Source organism: Paraclostridium dentum, from assembly GCF_012922555.1.
In the GTDB taxonomy this organism is placed as follows: domain Bacteria; phylum Bacillota; class Clostridia; order Peptostreptococcales; family Peptostreptococcaceae; genus Paraclostridium; species Paraclostridium dentum.
Genome location: NZ_WIPK01000011.1, coordinates 88,364 through 106,338, shown reverse-complemented (window position 1 = coordinate 106,338; position 17,975 = coordinate 88,364). Strand labels below are relative to the sequence as shown.

General features: G+C 26.6%; 20 protein-coding genes. 5 read left to right on the top strand and 15 right to left on the bottom strand.

Features of this window, described 5'->3' with window-relative positions; genetic code table 11:
• The first annotated feature begins 254 nt into the window (after positions 1-254).
• Entirely contained in the window at positions 255-902 is a 648-nt protein-coding gene (gene trhA, locus GFJ41_RS14500; protein WP_021428350.1) for a PAQR family membrane homeostasis protein TrhA, read from the top strand.
• A gap of 46 nt (positions 903-948) precedes the next feature.
• On the opposite strand, the gene GFJ41_RS14495 is transcribed toward trhA, so the two are convergent.
• The 3 genes from GFJ41_RS14495 to GFJ41_RS14485 form a co-directional block, all read right to left on the bottom strand.
• The gene (locus tag GFJ41_RS14495) at positions 949-1,950 is read right to left on the bottom strand and encodes a catalase (RefSeq protein ID WP_035117600.1); all 1,002 of its coding nucleotides are present in this window, start codon (positions 1,948-1,950) and stop codon (positions 949-951) included.
• A 111-nt stretch (positions 1,951-2,061) separates the two neighbouring features.
• A complete protein-coding gene (locus GFJ41_RS14490) occupies positions 2,062-4,428 on the bottom strand; it encodes a heavy metal translocating P-type ATPase (RefSeq protein WP_206001568.1) in 2,367 nt (788 codons plus the stop codon).
• Between the two features lie 25 nt (positions 4,429-4,453).
• Positions 4,454-4,831 (bottom strand): ArsR/SmtB family transcription factor, encoded by a 378-nt coding sequence (locus GFJ41_RS14485; protein ID WP_021428286.1) that lies wholly within the window; start codon positions 4,829-4,831, stop codon positions 4,454-4,456.
• A gap of 204 nt (positions 4,832-5,035) precedes the next feature.
• Between GFJ41_RS14485 and GFJ41_RS14480 the strand changes: the two genes are divergently transcribed.
• Positions 5,036-5,539, top strand: coding sequence for a hypothetical protein (locus tag GFJ41_RS14480; protein WP_035117603.1), 504 nt, complete (start codon positions 5,036-5,038; stop codon positions 5,537-5,539).
• 149 nt (positions 5,540-5,688) lie between these two features.
• Here GFJ41_RS14480 and GFJ41_RS14475 read toward each other — a convergent pair whose 3' ends face one another.
• The 3 genes from GFJ41_RS14475 to GFJ41_RS14465 all read right to left on the bottom strand — a co-directional run bounded on the left by GFJ41_RS14475 (position 5,689) and on the right by GFJ41_RS14465 (position 7,574).
• Positions 5,689-6,021, bottom strand: coding sequence for an ANIS5 family metal-binding protein (locus tag GFJ41_RS14475; RefSeq protein ID WP_021428347.1), 333 nt, complete (start codon positions 6,019-6,021; stop codon positions 5,689-5,691).
• A gap of 1 nt (position 6,022) precedes the next feature.
• Entirely contained in the window at positions 6,023-6,409 is a 387-nt protein-coding gene (locus tag GFJ41_RS14470; protein WP_035117604.1) for a YtxH domain-containing protein, read from the bottom strand.
• Between the two features lie 82 nt (positions 6,410-6,491).
• Positions 6,492-7,574: a hypothetical protein gene (locus tag GFJ41_RS14465; RefSeq protein ID WP_170075714.1), complete on the bottom strand. Its 1,083-nt coding sequence runs from the start codon at positions 7,572-7,574 to the stop codon at positions 6,492-6,494.
• 198 nt (positions 7,575-7,772) lie between these two features.
• On the opposite strand from GFJ41_RS14465, the gene GFJ41_RS14460 reads away from it, so the two are divergent.
• Entirely contained in the window at positions 7,773-8,501 is a 729-nt protein-coding gene (locus tag GFJ41_RS14460) for an HAD family hydrolase (RefSeq protein ID WP_021428285.1), read from the top strand.
• Positions 8,502-8,516: 15 nt separating this feature from the next.
• A complete protein-coding gene (locus tag GFJ41_RS14455; protein WP_170075713.1) occupies positions 8,517-9,281 on the top strand; it encodes a hypothetical protein in 765 nt (254 codons plus the stop codon).
• Positions 9,282-9,444: 163 nt separating this feature from the next.
• Here the strand turns inward: GFJ41_RS14455 and GFJ41_RS14450 are convergent, their stop codons facing one another.
• From GFJ41_RS14450 to msrB, 8 genes are all read right to left on the bottom strand, one after another.
• Positions 9,445-9,936 (bottom strand): hypothetical protein, encoded by a 492-nt coding sequence (locus GFJ41_RS14450; protein ID WP_035117719.1) that lies wholly within the window; start codon positions 9,934-9,936, stop codon positions 9,445-9,447.
• 9 nt (positions 9,937-9,945) lie between these two features.
• Positions 9,946-10,392, bottom strand: coding sequence for a 'four-disulfide core' protein (locus GFJ41_RS14445; RefSeq protein WP_035117608.1), 447 nt, complete (start codon positions 10,390-10,392; stop codon positions 9,946-9,948).
• Positions 10,370-11,221 carry a DUF5685 family protein gene (locus GFJ41_RS14440; protein ID WP_170075712.1) on the bottom strand — a complete coding sequence of 284 codons (852 nt, stop codon included), beginning with the start codon at positions 11,219-11,221 and terminating at the stop codon, positions 10,370-10,372. The genes GFJ41_RS14445 and GFJ41_RS14440 overlap by 23 nt, the downstream gene beginning before the upstream one ends.
• Before the next feature lie 272 nt (positions 11,222-11,493).
• Entirely contained in the window at positions 11,494-12,585 is a 1,092-nt protein-coding gene (locus GFJ41_RS14435; RefSeq protein WP_170075711.1) for a putative NPN-dependent ornithine cyclodeaminase, read from the bottom strand.
• A gap of 91 nt (positions 12,586-12,676) precedes the next feature.
• The gene (locus GFJ41_RS14430; protein WP_170075710.1) at positions 12,677-13,030 is read right to left on the bottom strand and encodes a hypothetical protein; all 354 of its coding nucleotides are present in this window, start codon (positions 13,028-13,030) and stop codon (positions 12,677-12,679) included.
• Positions 13,031-13,045: 15 nt separating this feature from the next.
• Positions 13,046-13,522 carry a metallophosphoesterase family protein gene (locus tag GFJ41_RS14425; protein WP_170075709.1) on the bottom strand — a complete coding sequence of 159 codons (477 nt, stop codon included), beginning with the start codon at positions 13,520-13,522 and terminating at the stop codon, positions 13,046-13,048.
• Positions 13,523-13,555: 33 nt separating this feature from the next.
• Positions 13,556-14,221, bottom strand: coding sequence for a Bax inhibitor-1/YccA family protein (locus tag GFJ41_RS14420; protein WP_021428253.1), 666 nt, complete (start codon positions 14,219-14,221; stop codon positions 13,556-13,558).
• An 84-nt stretch (positions 14,222-14,305) separates the two neighbouring features.
• Positions 14,306-15,259 carry a peptide-methionine (R)-S-oxide reductase MsrB gene (gene msrB / locus GFJ41_RS14415; RefSeq protein WP_170075708.1) on the bottom strand — a complete coding sequence of 318 codons (954 nt, stop codon included), beginning with the start codon at positions 15,257-15,259 and terminating at the stop codon, positions 14,306-14,308.
• A 137-nt stretch (positions 15,260-15,396) separates the two neighbouring features.
• On the opposite strand from msrB, the gene GFJ41_RS14410 reads away from it, so the two are divergent.
• The gene (locus tag GFJ41_RS14410) at positions 15,397-15,843 is read left to right on the top strand and encodes a MarR family winged helix-turn-helix transcriptional regulator (RefSeq protein ID WP_021431635.1); all 447 of its coding nucleotides are present in this window, start codon (positions 15,397-15,399) and stop codon (positions 15,841-15,843) included.
• Positions 15,844-15,900: 57 nt separating this feature from the next.
• On the opposite strand, the gene GFJ41_RS14405 is transcribed toward GFJ41_RS14410, so the two are convergent.
• Positions 15,901-17,811 carry an FUSC family protein gene (locus GFJ41_RS14405; RefSeq protein ID WP_170075707.1) on the bottom strand — a complete coding sequence of 637 codons (1,911 nt, stop codon included), beginning with the start codon at positions 17,809-17,811 and terminating at the stop codon, positions 15,901-15,903.
• Positions 17,812-17,975: the final 164 nt, after the last annotated feature.

Below are 17,975 nucleotides of genomic sequence, written 5' to 3'. Positions count from 1 at the left end.
TAATTAACCTACTGTTTAATTTTCAAAGTTCATTTTCTCTTTTGTGTTTCGTCCGTTTCTTAAGGACAAGTAATACTTTATCACCATTTTAAAATAACGTCAACAGTTTTTTTAAACTTTTTTATTTTTTTATTTAATATTCAGCAGATTTAACATAAAATTCAGAATAAATATGTTAAAATATTTTAAACAGATATATATTGGACATAATTATGAATACAATAATGTATCATTCTAATTAAGGAGGGATTGCGTTGGGTACGTACCTTAGAGAACCCGTAAGTGGTTTTACTCATTTAGCAGGAGCTATACTTTCATTTGTTGGATTACTAGCATTAGTTATAAAAACAACAATTACTAGTCCTACTATAGTAAATCTAACTGCGGTTATAATATTCGGTATAAGTATGATGCTTTTATACTCTGCATCTGCAACATACCATTTGGTAGTTTCATCTGAAAAAGTAATTAAGTTTTTAAGAAAGCTTGATCACTCTATGATTTTCATTTTAATAGCAGGTTCATATACGCCATTTTGCTTAATTGCTTTAAACGGAGCTAAAGGATTCACTCTTTTCGGTGTAGTATCTGGAATAGCTGTTGCTGGTGTCTTATTTAAAATGCTTTGGTTTAATTGCCCTAGATGGCTATCTACTTCTATATATATAGGAATGGGATGGATATCTATTTTTATAATAGGACCTTTATCTAAAGCAATATCGCCTCAAGGAGTTTTTTATTTAGCTCTTGGTGGAGTTTTCTACACTATAGGTGGAATAATATATGGAGTTAAACCTAAATGTCTTGATTTTAAATATTTAGGTTTTCATGATATTTTCCATATATTCGTTATGTTAGGAAGCCTAACTCATTTTTATTGTGTATTTAAATATGTAATATAAATAAAAAGCCCTGCTTACATCATAGGTAAGTAGGGCTTTTTTAATTTTATTTAAGATTTTTAAAATCTTCTATCGTCGGCTCTATACATTCTCTATAATTTCTTTTATGTCTAAATTCACTAAGTTCTCTGTATATTTTTACACGAGCTAAGTTTATATCTCCTAATGGTCTATGTTCCACATTGCAATGCCCTGGCGAGAAAGATAACTTTTCTCCCATTTCACTTCTAGTATCTGTTATAAACCATTGTCTTGGAATTATTATTTTACCAATTTTAATAAGAGGTGACTCTTCTTCATCCCATTCAATAGATGAATCATTTATAGGCATAGACTTCGAATTCGTTTGAATTTGGATATAAAATTCAAAACTAGCTTCATTATCAATTAAATGTTTTTGCATATTTTCTGAAAGATAGTTGTATGTAAGTCTTTTAGGTAATTCACTTTTATATTTCGAATTTGGTTTCACACAAAACTTAACTATTTTATTTTTATAAGCATATGGAGTCGTACTAAAATAGCTTACATCTAGCGGACTTGTTTGGTTTGATCTTCCTTCTATAAGGTCTTTAATTATATTTAATTTATCTGATTTGTATAAACTATACATCAAAGCAATTGGATTCTTTTTTTTAACCATATAATATATAGAATCTCTGAATAGAGGTAATGTTCCTATAGGCATAGTTGGTATAGTAAGCATAACAAAATCCTGAGTCATTTTTTCATCATCTATTAATTTATCACCACTTACTCCAATTAATTTAATAGCCATGCCTCTAATATCTTTACTCTTATCACTTTTAACCTTATTTCCACCACTAGAAAATCTTATAAAACAATTATATTTTTTTCCAGATTGAAAAACTTCTGTTTCTAAATCTTTATTTAAATCATCATCTACAATAAATGTTCCTTTTAATACCCCTAGACCTTTTGGATGTGCATCTCTTTTTGTAAACCCCTTTTCATAATCCTTAACTAACTTTGCCTTTAAAATTTCAATAATTTCATTTGTCATTTCATTATTATCCCGACTTCCCATCGCTAACCCCTCCAGACCTTTTAAACTATCTATTATCCTGCCCAAATATTAAAGATAATAAAACAACAGGCATAAATTTATAAATTTATGCCTGTTCACTATTATCTAAATTTATTTCATAACTCTCATTGCATTTAGTACAGCTATTAAAGCAACACCTACATCTGCAAATATAGCTTCCCACATAGTTGCTACTCCACCTGCTCCTAGTATTAACACTATTACTTTAACACCTAAAGCAAATACAATATTTTGCCATACTATTTTATTAGTCTTCTTAGCAATTTTGATAGCTTTAACAATATTACTAGGTTCATCTGTCATAAGAACAACATCTGCAGCTTCAATTGCTGCATCAGATCCTAATCCTCCCATTGCAATACCTACATCTGCTCTAGCAAGAACAGGAGCATCATTTATACCATCTCCAACAAATGCAATTTTTTCATTTTCTTGTCTTCCATCATATAATGCTTCTAATTTATCAACTTTGTCTGTTGGTAGTAAATTCGAATAAACCTTGTCTAAGCCTAATTTTTCAGATATATCATTAGCTACTGCCTGATTATCCCCTGTTAACATAACAGTTTCTTTAATTCCTATATTTTTAAGTCCTTCTATACAAACTTTAGAATCATCCTTAACTGTATCAGATATTACTATATATCCTCTATATCTTTTATTAACAGCTATATATACAACTGTACCTACTTCCTTAGCTTTTGAAAAGAATATATTTTCACTTAACATTAATTTTTCATTTCCAGCTAATATATGCTCTCCTTCATAATCTACTTTAATCCCATGTGCTGCTATTTCTTCATAGTTATTTACCTTATCTAGATCTACATTTTCTTTATAATGTTTAACTATAGATTTAGCTATAGGATGATTTGAGTTTATTTCTGCAATAGCTGCATATTTTAGTAATTCATCTTCACTTATTCCTACAGGTTTTATATATGTTACATCGAATACACCTTTTGTAAGAGTTCCTGTTTTATCAAACACAACTGTATCTACATTTCTTAAAGCTTCTAAATAACTACTTCCTTTTATAAGTATTCCTTGTTTTGATGCGTATCCAATTCCACTGAAGAAACTTAATGGTATAGATAAAACAAGTGCACAAGGGCAAGAAACAACTAAGAATATAAGCCCTCTATAGAACCAATCGTTAAATGATGCTCCCGGTATAATAACCGGTGGAACTATAGCAATTAAAAGAGCTGATATAACAACTATCGGCGTATAATATTTAGAGAATCTAGTTATAAAGTTTTCTGTTTTAGATTTTTTAGCACTTGCATTTTCTACTAAGTCTAAAATTTTAGAAACCGTAGACTCTTCAAACTCTTTTTGAACAGATATAGTTAAAACTGCATTTTTATTTATAAACCCAGATAAAACATCTTCACCCTTACCAACCTCTCTAAGTAAAGATTCTCCAGTTAATGCAGATGTGTCTACCATACTAAATCCATCAACTATAACACCATCTAAAGGTATTTTTTCACCTGGTTTAACTATTATAATATCTCCAACTTCTACATCGTAAGGCGATACTTCTTTTATTTCAGAACCTATTTTTAGGTTAGCATAATCTGGTCTAATCTCCATAAGAGAAGCTATAGATTTTCTAGATTTACCAACAGCTTTAGCTTGCAAGAACTCTCCTAATTTATAAAATACCATAACTCCTACTGCTTCTGCTGACTCTCCTATAGCTAATGCACCTACTGTAGCTATTGACATTAAAAAGTTTTCATCAAAGATTTGTCCTTTTCCTATATTTTTAATGGCTTTTAATAGTACATCTGAACCAACTATTAAATATGCAACTATGAAAACTACCGTACTAAAACTTGACTCGCTTCCTGTAGCAATTTCATATATTCCAAATATATAAACTAAAACTCCAATTACAAGTTTAATTAAATCTTTTTTATCATTTTCTACTGTTTTTTCTTCTTTTTTACTTACAGTAGCTTTTTTCTCTTTGTATTGAATGTCTAATCCTGGCTCTGTTGAATTTATAATATCTATTACCTTATCCATAGTTTCTTTTGAATTTGATGTAGATACTAAATTAACTGTTAAAACCTTGTTGATAAAGTTAAGATTCGCACTTTCTACATCAGTTAACTTATCCACTTTTTCACAGATTACCTCTGCACAATGTGCACAATTTAATCCATTTAGAATTAACTCTTTCTTTTTGCCCTTAGTCTTTTCTTCTTTTACCTTAATATTTAAACCTGGCTCTGTATCATCTATTATTTTTATTATTTTGTTTATTGCTTCCTCTTGATCAAATTCAGAATCTATATTTACTGTTAGTACTTTATTTATAAAGTTTAAATTGGCTGAATCTACTTCTTGTAATTTATTAACTTTTTCATTTATAACTTCTGCGCAATGTGCACAATTTAAACCGTCTAGTACTATTTCTCTTTTTTTGATAGCACTTGTACTCATAATATCCCCTTCCTTTTTAATTGATTTATTTATTGTAAGTCTCTTGAATATGAGATAATCCGCAGTTAAATATCTGACTTATATGGTTATCATCTAGAGAATAGTAAACTACCTTACCTTCTTTTCTAAATTTAACTAATCTTGCTTGTTTTAAAACTCTTAATTGATGTGATATTGCAGAGTGTGTCATTCCTAATAAATCAGCTATATCACATACACACATTTCACTTGAAAATAAAGCGTATAAAATTTTTATTCTTGTTGTATCTCCAAATACTTTAAAAAGCTCTGCTAAATCATATAAAGTTTCTTCTTGAGGCATATGATCCTTAGCTTTACATATTAGTTCTTCATGTATCTCTTCACAAGAACAGTCTTTAATTTCTTCTATGTCATATTTCATTTATATTTCCTCCTCAATATTATATATACAAATATATGAATAATTGTTCATATATAATATTATAGAACTCTACTTATTTTTTTGCAACAATTATATAAATTTATTTTTTAATGCACATAATAATAGTTTTTTTATTATATATATATAATAAAGTGTTTTCAGAAGTAAGATTCGAAAGTCTTTTATTTAGGAGGTTATTAACTTATGAATTTCGATGGTTATATGAACCCTATGTTTTCTGACATGGATAATAAATATATATATCCTATGCCTTATGTTAATCCTATGATATATATGAACCCTTACATGATGAATCAACCTAATTGTCAAAATACTAAAAAACAACCTAGTACTGATAATCAAGCTGATCAGTTACAAAATCCTTATCAAAATAATCCTATGATGTATATGAACCCTTATATGATGAATCCTATGATGAGTGGTGGTATAGATCCTAATATGCTTATGCAAATGTACATGCAAATGATGCAGATGATGCAAATGATGGGTTGTATGCCAAATATGAATCCTATGGGAAATCCTGGTATGGATAACTTAATGCAGGATTCTATGGGAGGAGGCTATCCAGACCCTTCAAAACAACAAATGGGTGGTATGCCTATGATGATGCCTATGATGGGTTGTATGCCTGGTATGCCCGGCATGCCTAATATAAACATAGAAGAATTCGATGAAGAGGAAATGTAAATTTATAATAAGGGAAATTTTTTTAAATTTTATGTATAAAGTTTAAAAATTGAGCTAATACTATTAATGTATTCCTCATAATATTCCCCCAATATTATAAATACAAGAAAAAAGCCCTAGAGTTTACTAGGGCTTTTTTTATGTTTATTCTATTTACTAACAACGCCTTTTACAATCTTTAATATATCTGTCGCAATTTCAACGTTAGATTTTACGCTTTCTTTCGCTACTATAAAATCCGCAGTTGTATCTGTTATAACTTCTGTAACATCTTTTAAATTATCACTTATCTCACTAAAATTATCTGCTACTTCCGGCAATCTATTGATTGTAGTAGTTATGTTTTGAGAATTAGAAGAAATTAAATTCATTATATTTTTTATAAATTCATTTAAATTCTTTAATGTAAATATCAAGTATAAAATTGCTATACATCCTAATACAGCTAATACAAAATATATTGCATTTATATCTATATACATATTAAGCTCCTTGTGTTTCGCTTTGTTCTAGCTTAATAACATCTTCATTTTCTATCTCTTCATTTTCATTTAAATTTTTCTTACTTTGTAAGTACTCTTTTATTTTATTCTTAGATTCTTGGAAATTTGCTTTTCCATTGTTTAATTTCTCATTTACTTTAACTTTTGCCTGTTGAGATTTTTCATTTACAGTAGTTGCAACTTTTTGAGATTTATCTTTTAAATCTAATCTAGTTTCTTTCCCTGACTTAGGTGCTAATAATATTCCACCTAGTGCTCCAGCTGTAACACCTGCTGCTACTCCTACTGTAGCTATTTTCATTTTTTTATTTCTTTCTGCTACTTTTTTTGCTCTTCTTTTTTGTTCTATTTTTTTTGCTAAACTCATCTTAACCCCTCCTATAACTTTTAATAATCACTTTATACCCAAATTATAAGATTTATAACCTTTCTTGTCAATTTTTGCCAAATTAATCTAAGAAATCATAAAAATCTTCAGATTCAGACTCAACAAAATCATATAGAACATTTTGTTCAAAAAATATTTCTTCTTCTAATGTTACATAATTTTTAAAGTTACATTGTATTAATTTATTTATATATAGTCTATCTTTTTCATTGTATGTAGCAACAAAAAACTTATCGTTCATTTGATAATATAGTGCACTTAAATCATTATTTATTACATAAATTTCTTTTTTTACATGATTATTATCAAAATTAAATCTTGTAAATAACATTCCTAAATCAAGTTGACTTTTTAATACAAATGGATTTAATTTATAAAATTTATCTAAGAACTCTGTTTTATCTTTTAAATCATATATAGCTATATATTCTGGCTTTGATATTTCATCAAATACTTCAAAGTCATAAATATCAGCTTTATCTGTAAACATTAGAGAATCTATTTTATATTCATCGTTTTTGTAAGTTATATGGAAAGCTAACTTACAAGTGTAATATCCGTCACTATCTTCATATAAAACATCACATAAATACATACCATCCTCTTTTTTAGTAACTTTATTCTTTAAAAGAGCCCCATTAATATTTGTTATATGCATTTCTGAAATTTTTTCATTATTAGAAAAGTATTTTAAACTATCTTTATCCCATGCAATAAATCTCATAGTCATGTAATTGATAAATTCTATATCATTATCAACTTTTTTACATATTTTTGGATACAAATCAAATATATTAATTTTCGATTCATATTTATCTATGAAGTCTATATATTCTTCAATGTTACCAGGTAATTCTTTTTCCCAATAATATGTTTTTTTACCATAGTAATTGACTAAACTAAGAGCTTCTTCTTCTGTAAGTTGGATTCTATCAGCTCCTAGTCCTCCCATTAATCTCTCTTGCTCTCTATTTAATTCTTCATATGAAGCGTTTCTTAAACTTACATAGTCCGCTATTCCTAACCCTTCTGCATCTATTAAAAAATACTGATACACAATGTCATCATTATCTTCCCATCCAATTATAAGTCCCATACTTCCCATAAGTCTTGAATTCGTAACCTTTGCAAAAATGAAATCCATTTTATCAAACATCCTTCCTTGAACCTGTTTATTTTCAATCCAAATCTATAATAAACCCTATTGATATATTCAGTTTATATAATAACAATATACCCATTTAAAAATTAATTTTAAATTATTTCTTATATTTTTACAACTATATGCTAAATTTATAATATAATAGATAAAAGAAAAATCGCATTAATTGAGGTGATATATATGAAAAAAACTGCAGCTTTCTTTGATATAGATGGGACTCTGTATAGAGATTCTCTAATGGTTGAGCACTTCAAGAAACTAATACGCTATGAAATCGTAGATGAAAAGGTATGGTTAACTAATGCTAGAGATACATTTGTTAACTGGGACAAGAGACAGGGGAACTATGATGATTATTTATTTGAGGTTTGTGATATATATGTTGAATCTCTAAAAGGTTTAGACTTATGTTCTATACATTTTACTAGTAATCAAGTTATAAAGTTAAAATCTGATAGAGTTTATAAATATACTCGTTCTCAAATAAAATGGCATTTAGACCAAGGTCACATTGTAATATTCATTTCTGGAAGTCCGGATTTCTTAGTTTCTAAAATGGCAACTAAATATAATGCTACCGATTTCATAGGTAGTACTTATGTCTTTGAAGACGGTAAATTTAATGGAGAAGTGATTCCTATGTGGGACTCAGCTAGTAAAAATGTAGCTATTAATGACTTTGTTGAAAAGTATAATATTGATTTATCTAAATCATATGCATATGGAGATACAAATGGAGATATAAATATGCTTAGAAGAGTAGGTAATCCTGTTGCTATAAATCCTACTAAAGAACTTCTTCACCAAATAAGTAATGATGAAAATATAAAGGATATATCTAAAATAATAATAGAGAGAAAAGATTTAGTTTACCAACTACCTGCATCTGTCGATGTTCTAGATATATAATTTTAGGAGGTATTAATGACTTTAACAAATGATAGCGATTTTATGAAAAGATTAGAAGATGATATAGAACATTTAAGTAAAACACTATACTTAGATAATCCTGATTTATGGTTAGATTTTTTAGAAAAATCAACAGATAAAGACTTTGATGAAATGTCTTTATTTTTCGCAGCTAAATATAATTATGTTTCGATTATAAAATTTGCTGTGGAAGTAAATAATTTTAATTTAAATTCTAAATCTAAAAACATATCATTTAATTGTGTTAAAAACCATTTAATAGATATAGCTCGTTCTGAAAATTCAATAGACGTACTAGCTTATTTATCTGATGAGGAAGTATCTGATATAGTAGATTCAGTCTACGAACCTAATACTTTACATGAAAATACAAAATTAACTGTTTCGTATAACTGTCCTCATTGTAATTCTAATATATATGAGACAGGATACAAAGTTCTAATTTCTTCTAATTGCACATATTCAGCATATGATAGAAAAATCATTAGATCAAATCCAGAAGAATTAGATTACGTAACTTGCATTAACTGTAATAATAAAATAAATGATATTACACCTAAACAATTAGAAACTTTAACAACAGTAGAAAACTGTGGTACATGTGGATCTCACATACCTACAATAGGAATTTTAAAAGAAGTAAATTCAAACTTTAATAAATCAACTGGTGTTTTTGAGGATGCAAATTCTACATTTTGTTGCAAATCTTGCAGAAAACCTTTAGAAGATATCCAGTTAAGACATTTTAATCTAATTTAATTTAAAATTTCCCAGGAAATTTTAAAATCCCACTCTTTATCTGTTAAAGAGTGGGATTTTTTACGCTTAAGCAAATCATGATTATCGAAAAAACTCTTAATAAACCCTCAAACTTAATTATATAAATATACTATAATTTGAGCGACATGAGCGAAGCGAATTTTTATTTAAACTTAATTATTTTCTTAATCTTAACATCATAGTATTCAATAAATAGAGTATATACATAGTCATATACAATAAAACCTATTTCAAATCCAATTACAGTGAATAAGTTCATCGGTATGAATATAAACGCTTTGAGAATTATATATAGCAACACTGCAACTAGATTAGCAAAAGCTATTTTTAAAACTAGTTCTATATATACCCTTTGATTTTTTTCTATCAAATATTTTACTAATCCATAAATTCCAAATGTAAATACATAAAAAATCCACTGGGATTTATTTTGTATAATAAAGAAGCTCAATAGAATCGATGCTATAGAAAATATCGCTCCATATTTTCCTCCATACTCTATTATTACTATAGAAACTATAAAAGAAGCTGCCCCCATAAAAAACAAAGTATTAATGGGAATTATGTTTGATAAAATTAATAAAATTATGTTTAAAGACAGTAAAATTCCAGTATATGCTATTTTTTTACTCATATCCATATCCTAACAACACTCTATAAAGTCACCACCAAAGCATTCGCATATACTATCTAGGCACCATAATTTCGTACAAACTTCACAGAAATCGTCTCCACAGCAGCAACAATCATCACAACAGCAACAACAACAGCATCCATCTAAGCCATTATGTCTTCTTCTATTGTAATTATGAGCTCTCCTATTATAGTTGTCATAGTTATTGTTATATCTTGTAATTGCATCTTCATAAACTTTATTTTCAGGTTCTATGCTTATAGCTTTTTTTAAGTATGATTCTCCTTGCTCGTAATAACCTAAATTTAAAGATGCTATTCCTATAAGATAATTCCAGCTAGCACTACTTTTATCAACTATAGATATTAATATGTCATATCCCTTTTGAAATTCTTTATTGCTTATAAATTCTTTTGCCAAGTTGAACTTTTCATTATAAGTAGGATTGTTGTACATTAACTTCACACCCTTTATTTAAAATATTTTTATATCTAAGATAAACACCTGAATAAACTATATTCTCTATAATGTTTATATTAGCTTTTATATGTAGATTATCTATAGACTGTGCTAAATATCCTAAGCTTATAGATATAAGTCTATCCACCTTTTGTTTTAGTTCTTCTTTTTTATCTATGTATTCAATAAAAGGATTATATCTTCCTTTTTTTACGTCTTTATCTAAATCTTCATAAGCATCTAATGTATATATATATTTACCTATATTAAATCCAATATTTCTTAAATCATCTCTATATTGATCGTCCTTGTAAGAAAAAATTTCCCCCATAAGATTTCCAAATGTATTAGAAACTGCATCTATGTTGGTACTCTTTTCATCTTCTAGCTTTTTTAGATTTTCCAATTGTTGTTTTATATAATCTGCTTTTTCAGGATATTTATCATAAGCTTTTTTTAGCTTTCCTTTGTATATAGTATAAGCTAGTATATCTTTGATTCCTTTATCATCATTTAAATTATCTTCTAACTTATAGTAAGTTAAAAGTACATTCATGCTAGCAGCGTATTCCGTTATCTCATTAACTATTCTCATTTTTTTATTTATAGGATTAGCTATACACACCTCTTTAGTTATAGTAGCTTTAGGCCTATAAACAGAAGTTAAAAGTAAAATTAAAAAAGTTATATCATAATTTAGAGACAGTCTAGATATCTCTCCATGATTTTCCTTTAAATACTTGCACAAACCACAATAATATCCCTTATATGTGTCAAACTCTCTAAATGTTAAATCCATCTTATTTATTCTAACATATCCAAACATTATTATCCTTTCTATATCTATGAATTTAAATTCTATAAATATAATATCTTTTTCTTTATATAATATACATTTTTTTGCATTATATCAATTTATATAAAGTTTAAAATTTATTATAAATTTAATCATATATCTCTATTTTTATCACATATTGCAATCATATACAAATAAATGCGCTTTATACTATATAATATTAGTTATATTAAAAATAAAAAGCTATAAGAATTATATAATTCTTATAGCTTCTTTTATGCAAATTTATTTATTTTCAAGTCTTAGTCAACTAAGTTTTTAGCTAATTTTTCTAATAAATCTTGTACATTTGTCACCATAGTTATAACTTCTAAGCTACCTCTATCTCTTAACTTATTAACTGCAAATTCAGATATATCTATAGTATAGAAATGAACAGGTCTTACTTTTCCATCTACAACCCTATAAGAAGGAGTCATATTTCCTACAGCTATAGTATGAAGTTGAGTAGCTAAACAAATTACTGTTGTAGCTTTTTTTACATGACTTCTCATAGCATCTTGTGCTTGGTAAACGTCCCCATAAACTATTGGTAATGGTCCATCATCTCTTATAGATCCCCCAAGAACTATAGGTACATTATTTTTAACACAAGCATGGATTATTCCATCTTGTATATTTTCATTTTCTATTAATTTTTCTATAGATCCTGCTCCTCTAGCTTTATTTAATAAATCTAGATGGTGATAGTGTCCATTCTGTATAGATTCCTGTGTATATACATGTTGTCCTAGTGCAGTTCCAAATACTCCTGCCTCTAAGTCATGAGTTGCAACTGCATTTCCACCTAAAAATGCATTTACATAACCATTATCTATTAATGATGCCATAGAATCTCTAGCTCCTTTAGCAAATACAGCTGCAGGCCCTAGAACCCATACTATGTATCCATGTTCTTTTTCATATTTTAATAATTCATATAGATTTTCATAATCTTTAGTGTAAGAAGTTTCTCTTGATCTTCCTGATCTAAATGCAAAAACATCTCCCTGAGCTTCTTCTTCTGTTTGGAATCCATTAGGATATAAGTAAATTCCATCTTTTGCATTTTCTGTTCTTCCTACTATAACTTTGTCCCCAACTTTAAGTCTTCTAAACTCTACTACATCTATTTTATTATCATTAGTTATTATAGGTACGCAGTCCATTCTAGTTTCTTCAGCTAACACCCATTTACCATTTACTTTAAAATATTCTGGGTAAATCGACATTGCATGATAATTTTCTGGTGCTACACCATCTTTTTCTACAACTCCATAGCTTGCATCAGGAGCATTAACAAATACATCTTGTGTAAAATCTGGTTCTCTATATTCCCTTAATTTAAAAGACATCTTAAAACCCTCCATAATAAATTTTTATGCTTAAAAACTTCCCTTTGATATAATTATAACACTAAAACCCTATAATTTGGTAAAATAACGCCTACTTTAACGAAAACGTTTTTTCAATATCATTGTATTCTAATTGATTTGCTTCATTTAATTCATTTAAAATGATAATCATTAAATCTGAGTTTAAAAATATATTCCCCTTTAAATCTTTAATTTTCAAATTGTATTTGCTGTATTTGTCTTCTGCATATTTGCTTATTTTGTCTTCAACTATTATATTAAAATTTTTATCTAAATAAACCTTAAATAACCACGGCATGGCTTTTTCACTTAAATTATTTACAAAGTAATCAAATGATAAATAAATTTCATTGTCTTCCTCAATAGTTAAAAAATCTGGTGAATTCTCTATAATTTTATCTATAAATTTATTATATTTTTCCATCTTTAATATACTCCTTTATAATTCTATTAAATTTATTTCAGCATCTTTATCTTTTATTATGTTAAGTGTCGCAATTGTAGTAGGTAATTTAAATCTCTTAGGTCCCGCTGATCCTGGATTTATATATAATATTTTATCTTTTATATAATTTTCACTTTTGTGAGAATGTCCATATATAACTATATCTACGCCAATTTTATTTAAATCCTTCTCAATAGTCTTTATATCATGTACTACATATATTTTGATACTATCAAATTGTATCAAAATATCTTCTCTAATACTTTCAAATTCAGCTTTTTTATCACAATTCCCTTTTATAAATTTAACATCAGAAATTTTTCTTAGTTCCTCTATAACTTCCATACTCCCAATATCCCCTGCATGTATAATTAAATCACACCCTTCAAAGTGATTTAAAACTTCTTTTCTTATCATACTATGTGTATCAGATATTAATCCTATCTTCACCTTAACACCTTCTTTCTGCAAAACTATACCCCCTAAAAAATTAGGGGGTATTTATTATTCTTTAAAATCATAAAATAAATTTAATATATCTAAAAATATATTTATAAAGTCTAAGTATAAGTTTAAAACATGTATAGATAAATCTTTGCTATCATTAATATTTCCACTTTCTATTGCATATTTCACTAAACTTACATCATATAGTATGTATCCACTAAATATAATTATACTAAATACAGTAACGGTTATATTAAATGCTCCAAATCCTATAAATGAAGCTATTATTGTAAATGGAATTAAAATTATTAATCCTACAAATAATGTATTTCCTAATTTTAGATACTTATCGCTTTTTTCTCTTCTTGCTATTGTTGATAATACAAGAAATATTAAAGCTGTAATAAATAAAACACTTATTACAATTTCTTTGCCTAAGCTACCTACATACATTTGAATTATAGGGTATAAGATTATTCCATCTATAAAGGTAAATAAATATACCCAGTTCATGCTAAATCTATCCGGTATAATTCCTTTTCTAGAAACTAAACATAGTATTAAAAGTGCTACTACCATCACTACAACAATAATATTTGCAATCATAGCTACACTTTCCGGTACAAATGCTACTCCAAATCCATATCCTAAAAAACAAAATAGTATTGATATAGCTAAATATTTAAACACATCCGCTATCGGATTTTGAATTACTTTATTCATTTTTTTCACTTCCTATTTAAAATTATAATATAATTATAACCTCACATTATACATTATTTGGTTAAATTATAGTTACAAAATAGTTTACTCAATAAGCTTTATATAATCATAATATCCCATTTCCTTCATTTTACTTTTAGGTATAAATTTAAGAGATGCTGAGTTTATACAATATCTAAGTCCTCCATGTTCTTTTGGTCCATCATCAAAAACATGCCCTAAATGAGAGTTTGCTTTTTCACTTCTTACTTCTGTCCTAACCATTCCATGAGAAAAGTCTCTTTTTTCAATTATAACGTCCTCTTTTACTGGCTTTGTAAAACTTGGCCAACCACAGCCTGAGTCAAACTTTTCTTTTGATGTAAATAATACTTCTCCACTGACAACATCTACATATATACCTTCTTCTTTATTATCCCAATATTCATTATCAAATGGAGGTTCTGTCTGATCATTTTGAGTTACCTCAAACTGAATAGGCGTTAATTTATTTTTTACTTCTTCTCTTTTTTTATTGTTTTTATCCCAGAAATTTTTTATAAAATCATATCTTCCTGATACCTTAAAATACATTTCATAATGTATTGAATTTTTTTTATAGTAATCCTGGTGATATTCTTCTGCTGTATAAAAAGTTTCTGCCGGAAGTATCTTAGTTGCTATTTCTTCTTTAAAAATCCCACTTTCTTGTAATTCTTGTTTTGATTTTATAGCTTCTTCTTTTTGTTTATCATCGTGATAAAAAATTGCAGTTTTATATCTATTTCCTCTATCATTAAATTGTCCTCCCCCATCAGTTGGATCTATTTGTCTCCAATATATTTTTAATAATTCATCATATTTAACTAATTCATCATCATATGTTAACTGTATTGCTTCTAAATGTCCTGTATTTTCTGAACATACTTCTTCATATGTAGGATTTTTTGCATATCCTCCTGTGTAACCAGCTACAATTTTTTCAATTCCTTCATACTTACTAAAAGGTTTAAACATACACCAAAAACATCCACCTGCAAAAGTCGCTAATTTTTTCATGTTACTACCTCCAACTTATTTATTTATATATATATTCCCTGTTTTTACAAATCATAATCGCTTATAGATTTGTATACCTACTAAACTTTGTATTATAATAAATAAATATAAACTCAACTTAATTTGGAGGTGAGATTTTGAAAGATAAATACATCATATATTTTATAAGTCGTACTAAAGATAATATGATTAAATTTATAGATAAAAATTTGAAACTTAATAATTTAAATGACTTAATTCCTACTCACGGAAATATATTAACTGCACTTTATGAAAGTAATGGACAGCTAACAATGAAAGAAATTTCAAAAAAAATAGGAAAAGATAAATCTACAGTTACATCATTGGTAAATAAATTAATCATTTTAGGATATGTAAAAAAAGATAAATGTTTAATAGATAAAAGAGTAACTTATATAAGCTTAACTGAAAAGGCATTAAGTATAAAAGACCGCTTTGATTTAATTTCTTCTCAAGTAAAAGAAACTGCATATAAAGATTTTACTAATGAAGAAAAAGAAGAATTTTTACGATTATTAAAAAAAATGAGCAAAAACTTCAAAGATGCAAATGAAAATTTATAGTTAAAAAATAATAGATAGAGCTAACCTCTATCTATTATTTTTGTGATATATGTAAATTTATTGTTTTTTATCTTTAATAACTAAATCTCCTAAAGAACTAATTTCTTTCATATCTAGATATATCCTATATAAACTTATCATTATTGCTTTTTCTAAATCGCTTTTTCTTGAATTAAGAAATACTTTATAAAATTCATATAAACTCTGATCTTTATATGTAGTTTCTTTCAGTTCTTTATATAGTTTATTTACTAATTTAACTTCACTTTCTATTCCTCCACTTAAAAGTATAGAGAAACTTATATTTGTAAAAAAGTCATTTTGTTTTTTTAAAATTTCCTCGATATTTTCTTCTTTTAGCTTATTATTTATAAAATTAAGTCTCATCCAATAATAATTATTTTTCACAATTACTTTTTCAATGTCTATATCACCTATACCTTCTGAAGATATAAAGTTACATATTTCTTTATTAAAATTTATGTAACTATTTATTGTACTTTTCATATCATTATTAATTTTATATGGAAATACTAAATTTGTTATAACTATAGCAGACATAGATGCAAATAATATTAATATTACTCTGTATTCCAATAGAGTAAAAATTGTTGTATTTGGATAAATCAACTTAACTGCAGTTATAGCTGTCATAGTTATAAATATACATCTTATATTATATTTTCTAATAGATATATTTAAATATAGTGATATCATAAATATAAATATCATTAATGTTGAATTTCCATTAATTACTTTATATATTATTCCAAGTACTATAGCTCCTAAAATAGTTCCTATTGCTCTGTCTATAGATTTTTTTGTGCTTTCTTCTGCATATGGAAGTAATACAACTGCCAGTGTATAAACTACCCATTTTCCTTCATAGATATTAAAATAATCTACTATAAAAACTGCTATAGATATTAATATTGAAGCTTTTATAGCTAAGTTAAATCTTAAAGAATCCATACTAAAATTATTGGTTATTAAATTAATATCATTTTTTAATTTTTTTCTTATATTTATTTTTTTAGATATAGTCTCTATCTTCTGTTCATCGTCTAAACAATTGTATAGCTCTTTAATAGCTATTCTTAAGCTATAGTAATTGTATTTATCTATATTTTCGTCCATATTTTTTATATCTATTGATTCATCATATTTACAAAAATTGTTTTTTAATTCCTCTAAATTCAAATTACCGGAAACATATAAATTTATATCTTCCAAAACATAATTTAAATTACTAAATAAATCCTCACTATAGCTATTGCTTTTTATATAATTTAAGCCTGTATTTATTTTCTTTAATAAAATAACAATAATTTGTTTATTATATATGCTTTTTATTACCTTATTTGATTTTTCTATAGATTCATGTAAATCCAATTCTAAATTTTTTAATAAAATATTCACTCTTTTATTTTCATTTTCTATGAATTCATTTTCTTCAATTAAATTTAATTGATTTTTTATTAATTGAATAGTTTGATTAAGCTTTTTATCTGTAATTTTCTTAAAATTATATCTAGTAAAAACAAAGTATAGAAATAATATAACAGCTGCTGAGAACACTAATGCTAATATTCTTTTTGGCATTTGTTCTATAGATACAGGTGCATAAAGCAATAACACATAAAGCATCATAAAAGCATTACTTTTAGATCCCCTTACTTCACTACTTCCTATATAATAAACTGAAAAACTTAATACAAATGTAGTAATTACTGCATAAATTGAGTTGTAATTTGCAATATAAGCACAGCACCCTATGATTATCTCTGCTACACTCAATTTTAAAAATGTACGAGGTATATTATTTGTGTGATTTTCACGAAGCATAGTTATAGCTATCGTAATCGAACCAATACCAATTAGTACATTATCTTTACCAAACATATAAAATGACATTATTGATATTATAGCTATTAAAAATACAACTATATTCATTAATTGTTTTTTCATCTTAAATTCCATCCTATATTTTAAATTTTATAAAATATTACTTATTCTATGTATTTTTGAATTTATATTCATTTATACCCATTGTGTGTAATAATCATTCTAAATTATTTACACAATAATAAGTATATATTACTTTGTTGCTTGTAAAACTATTTTATATGCTA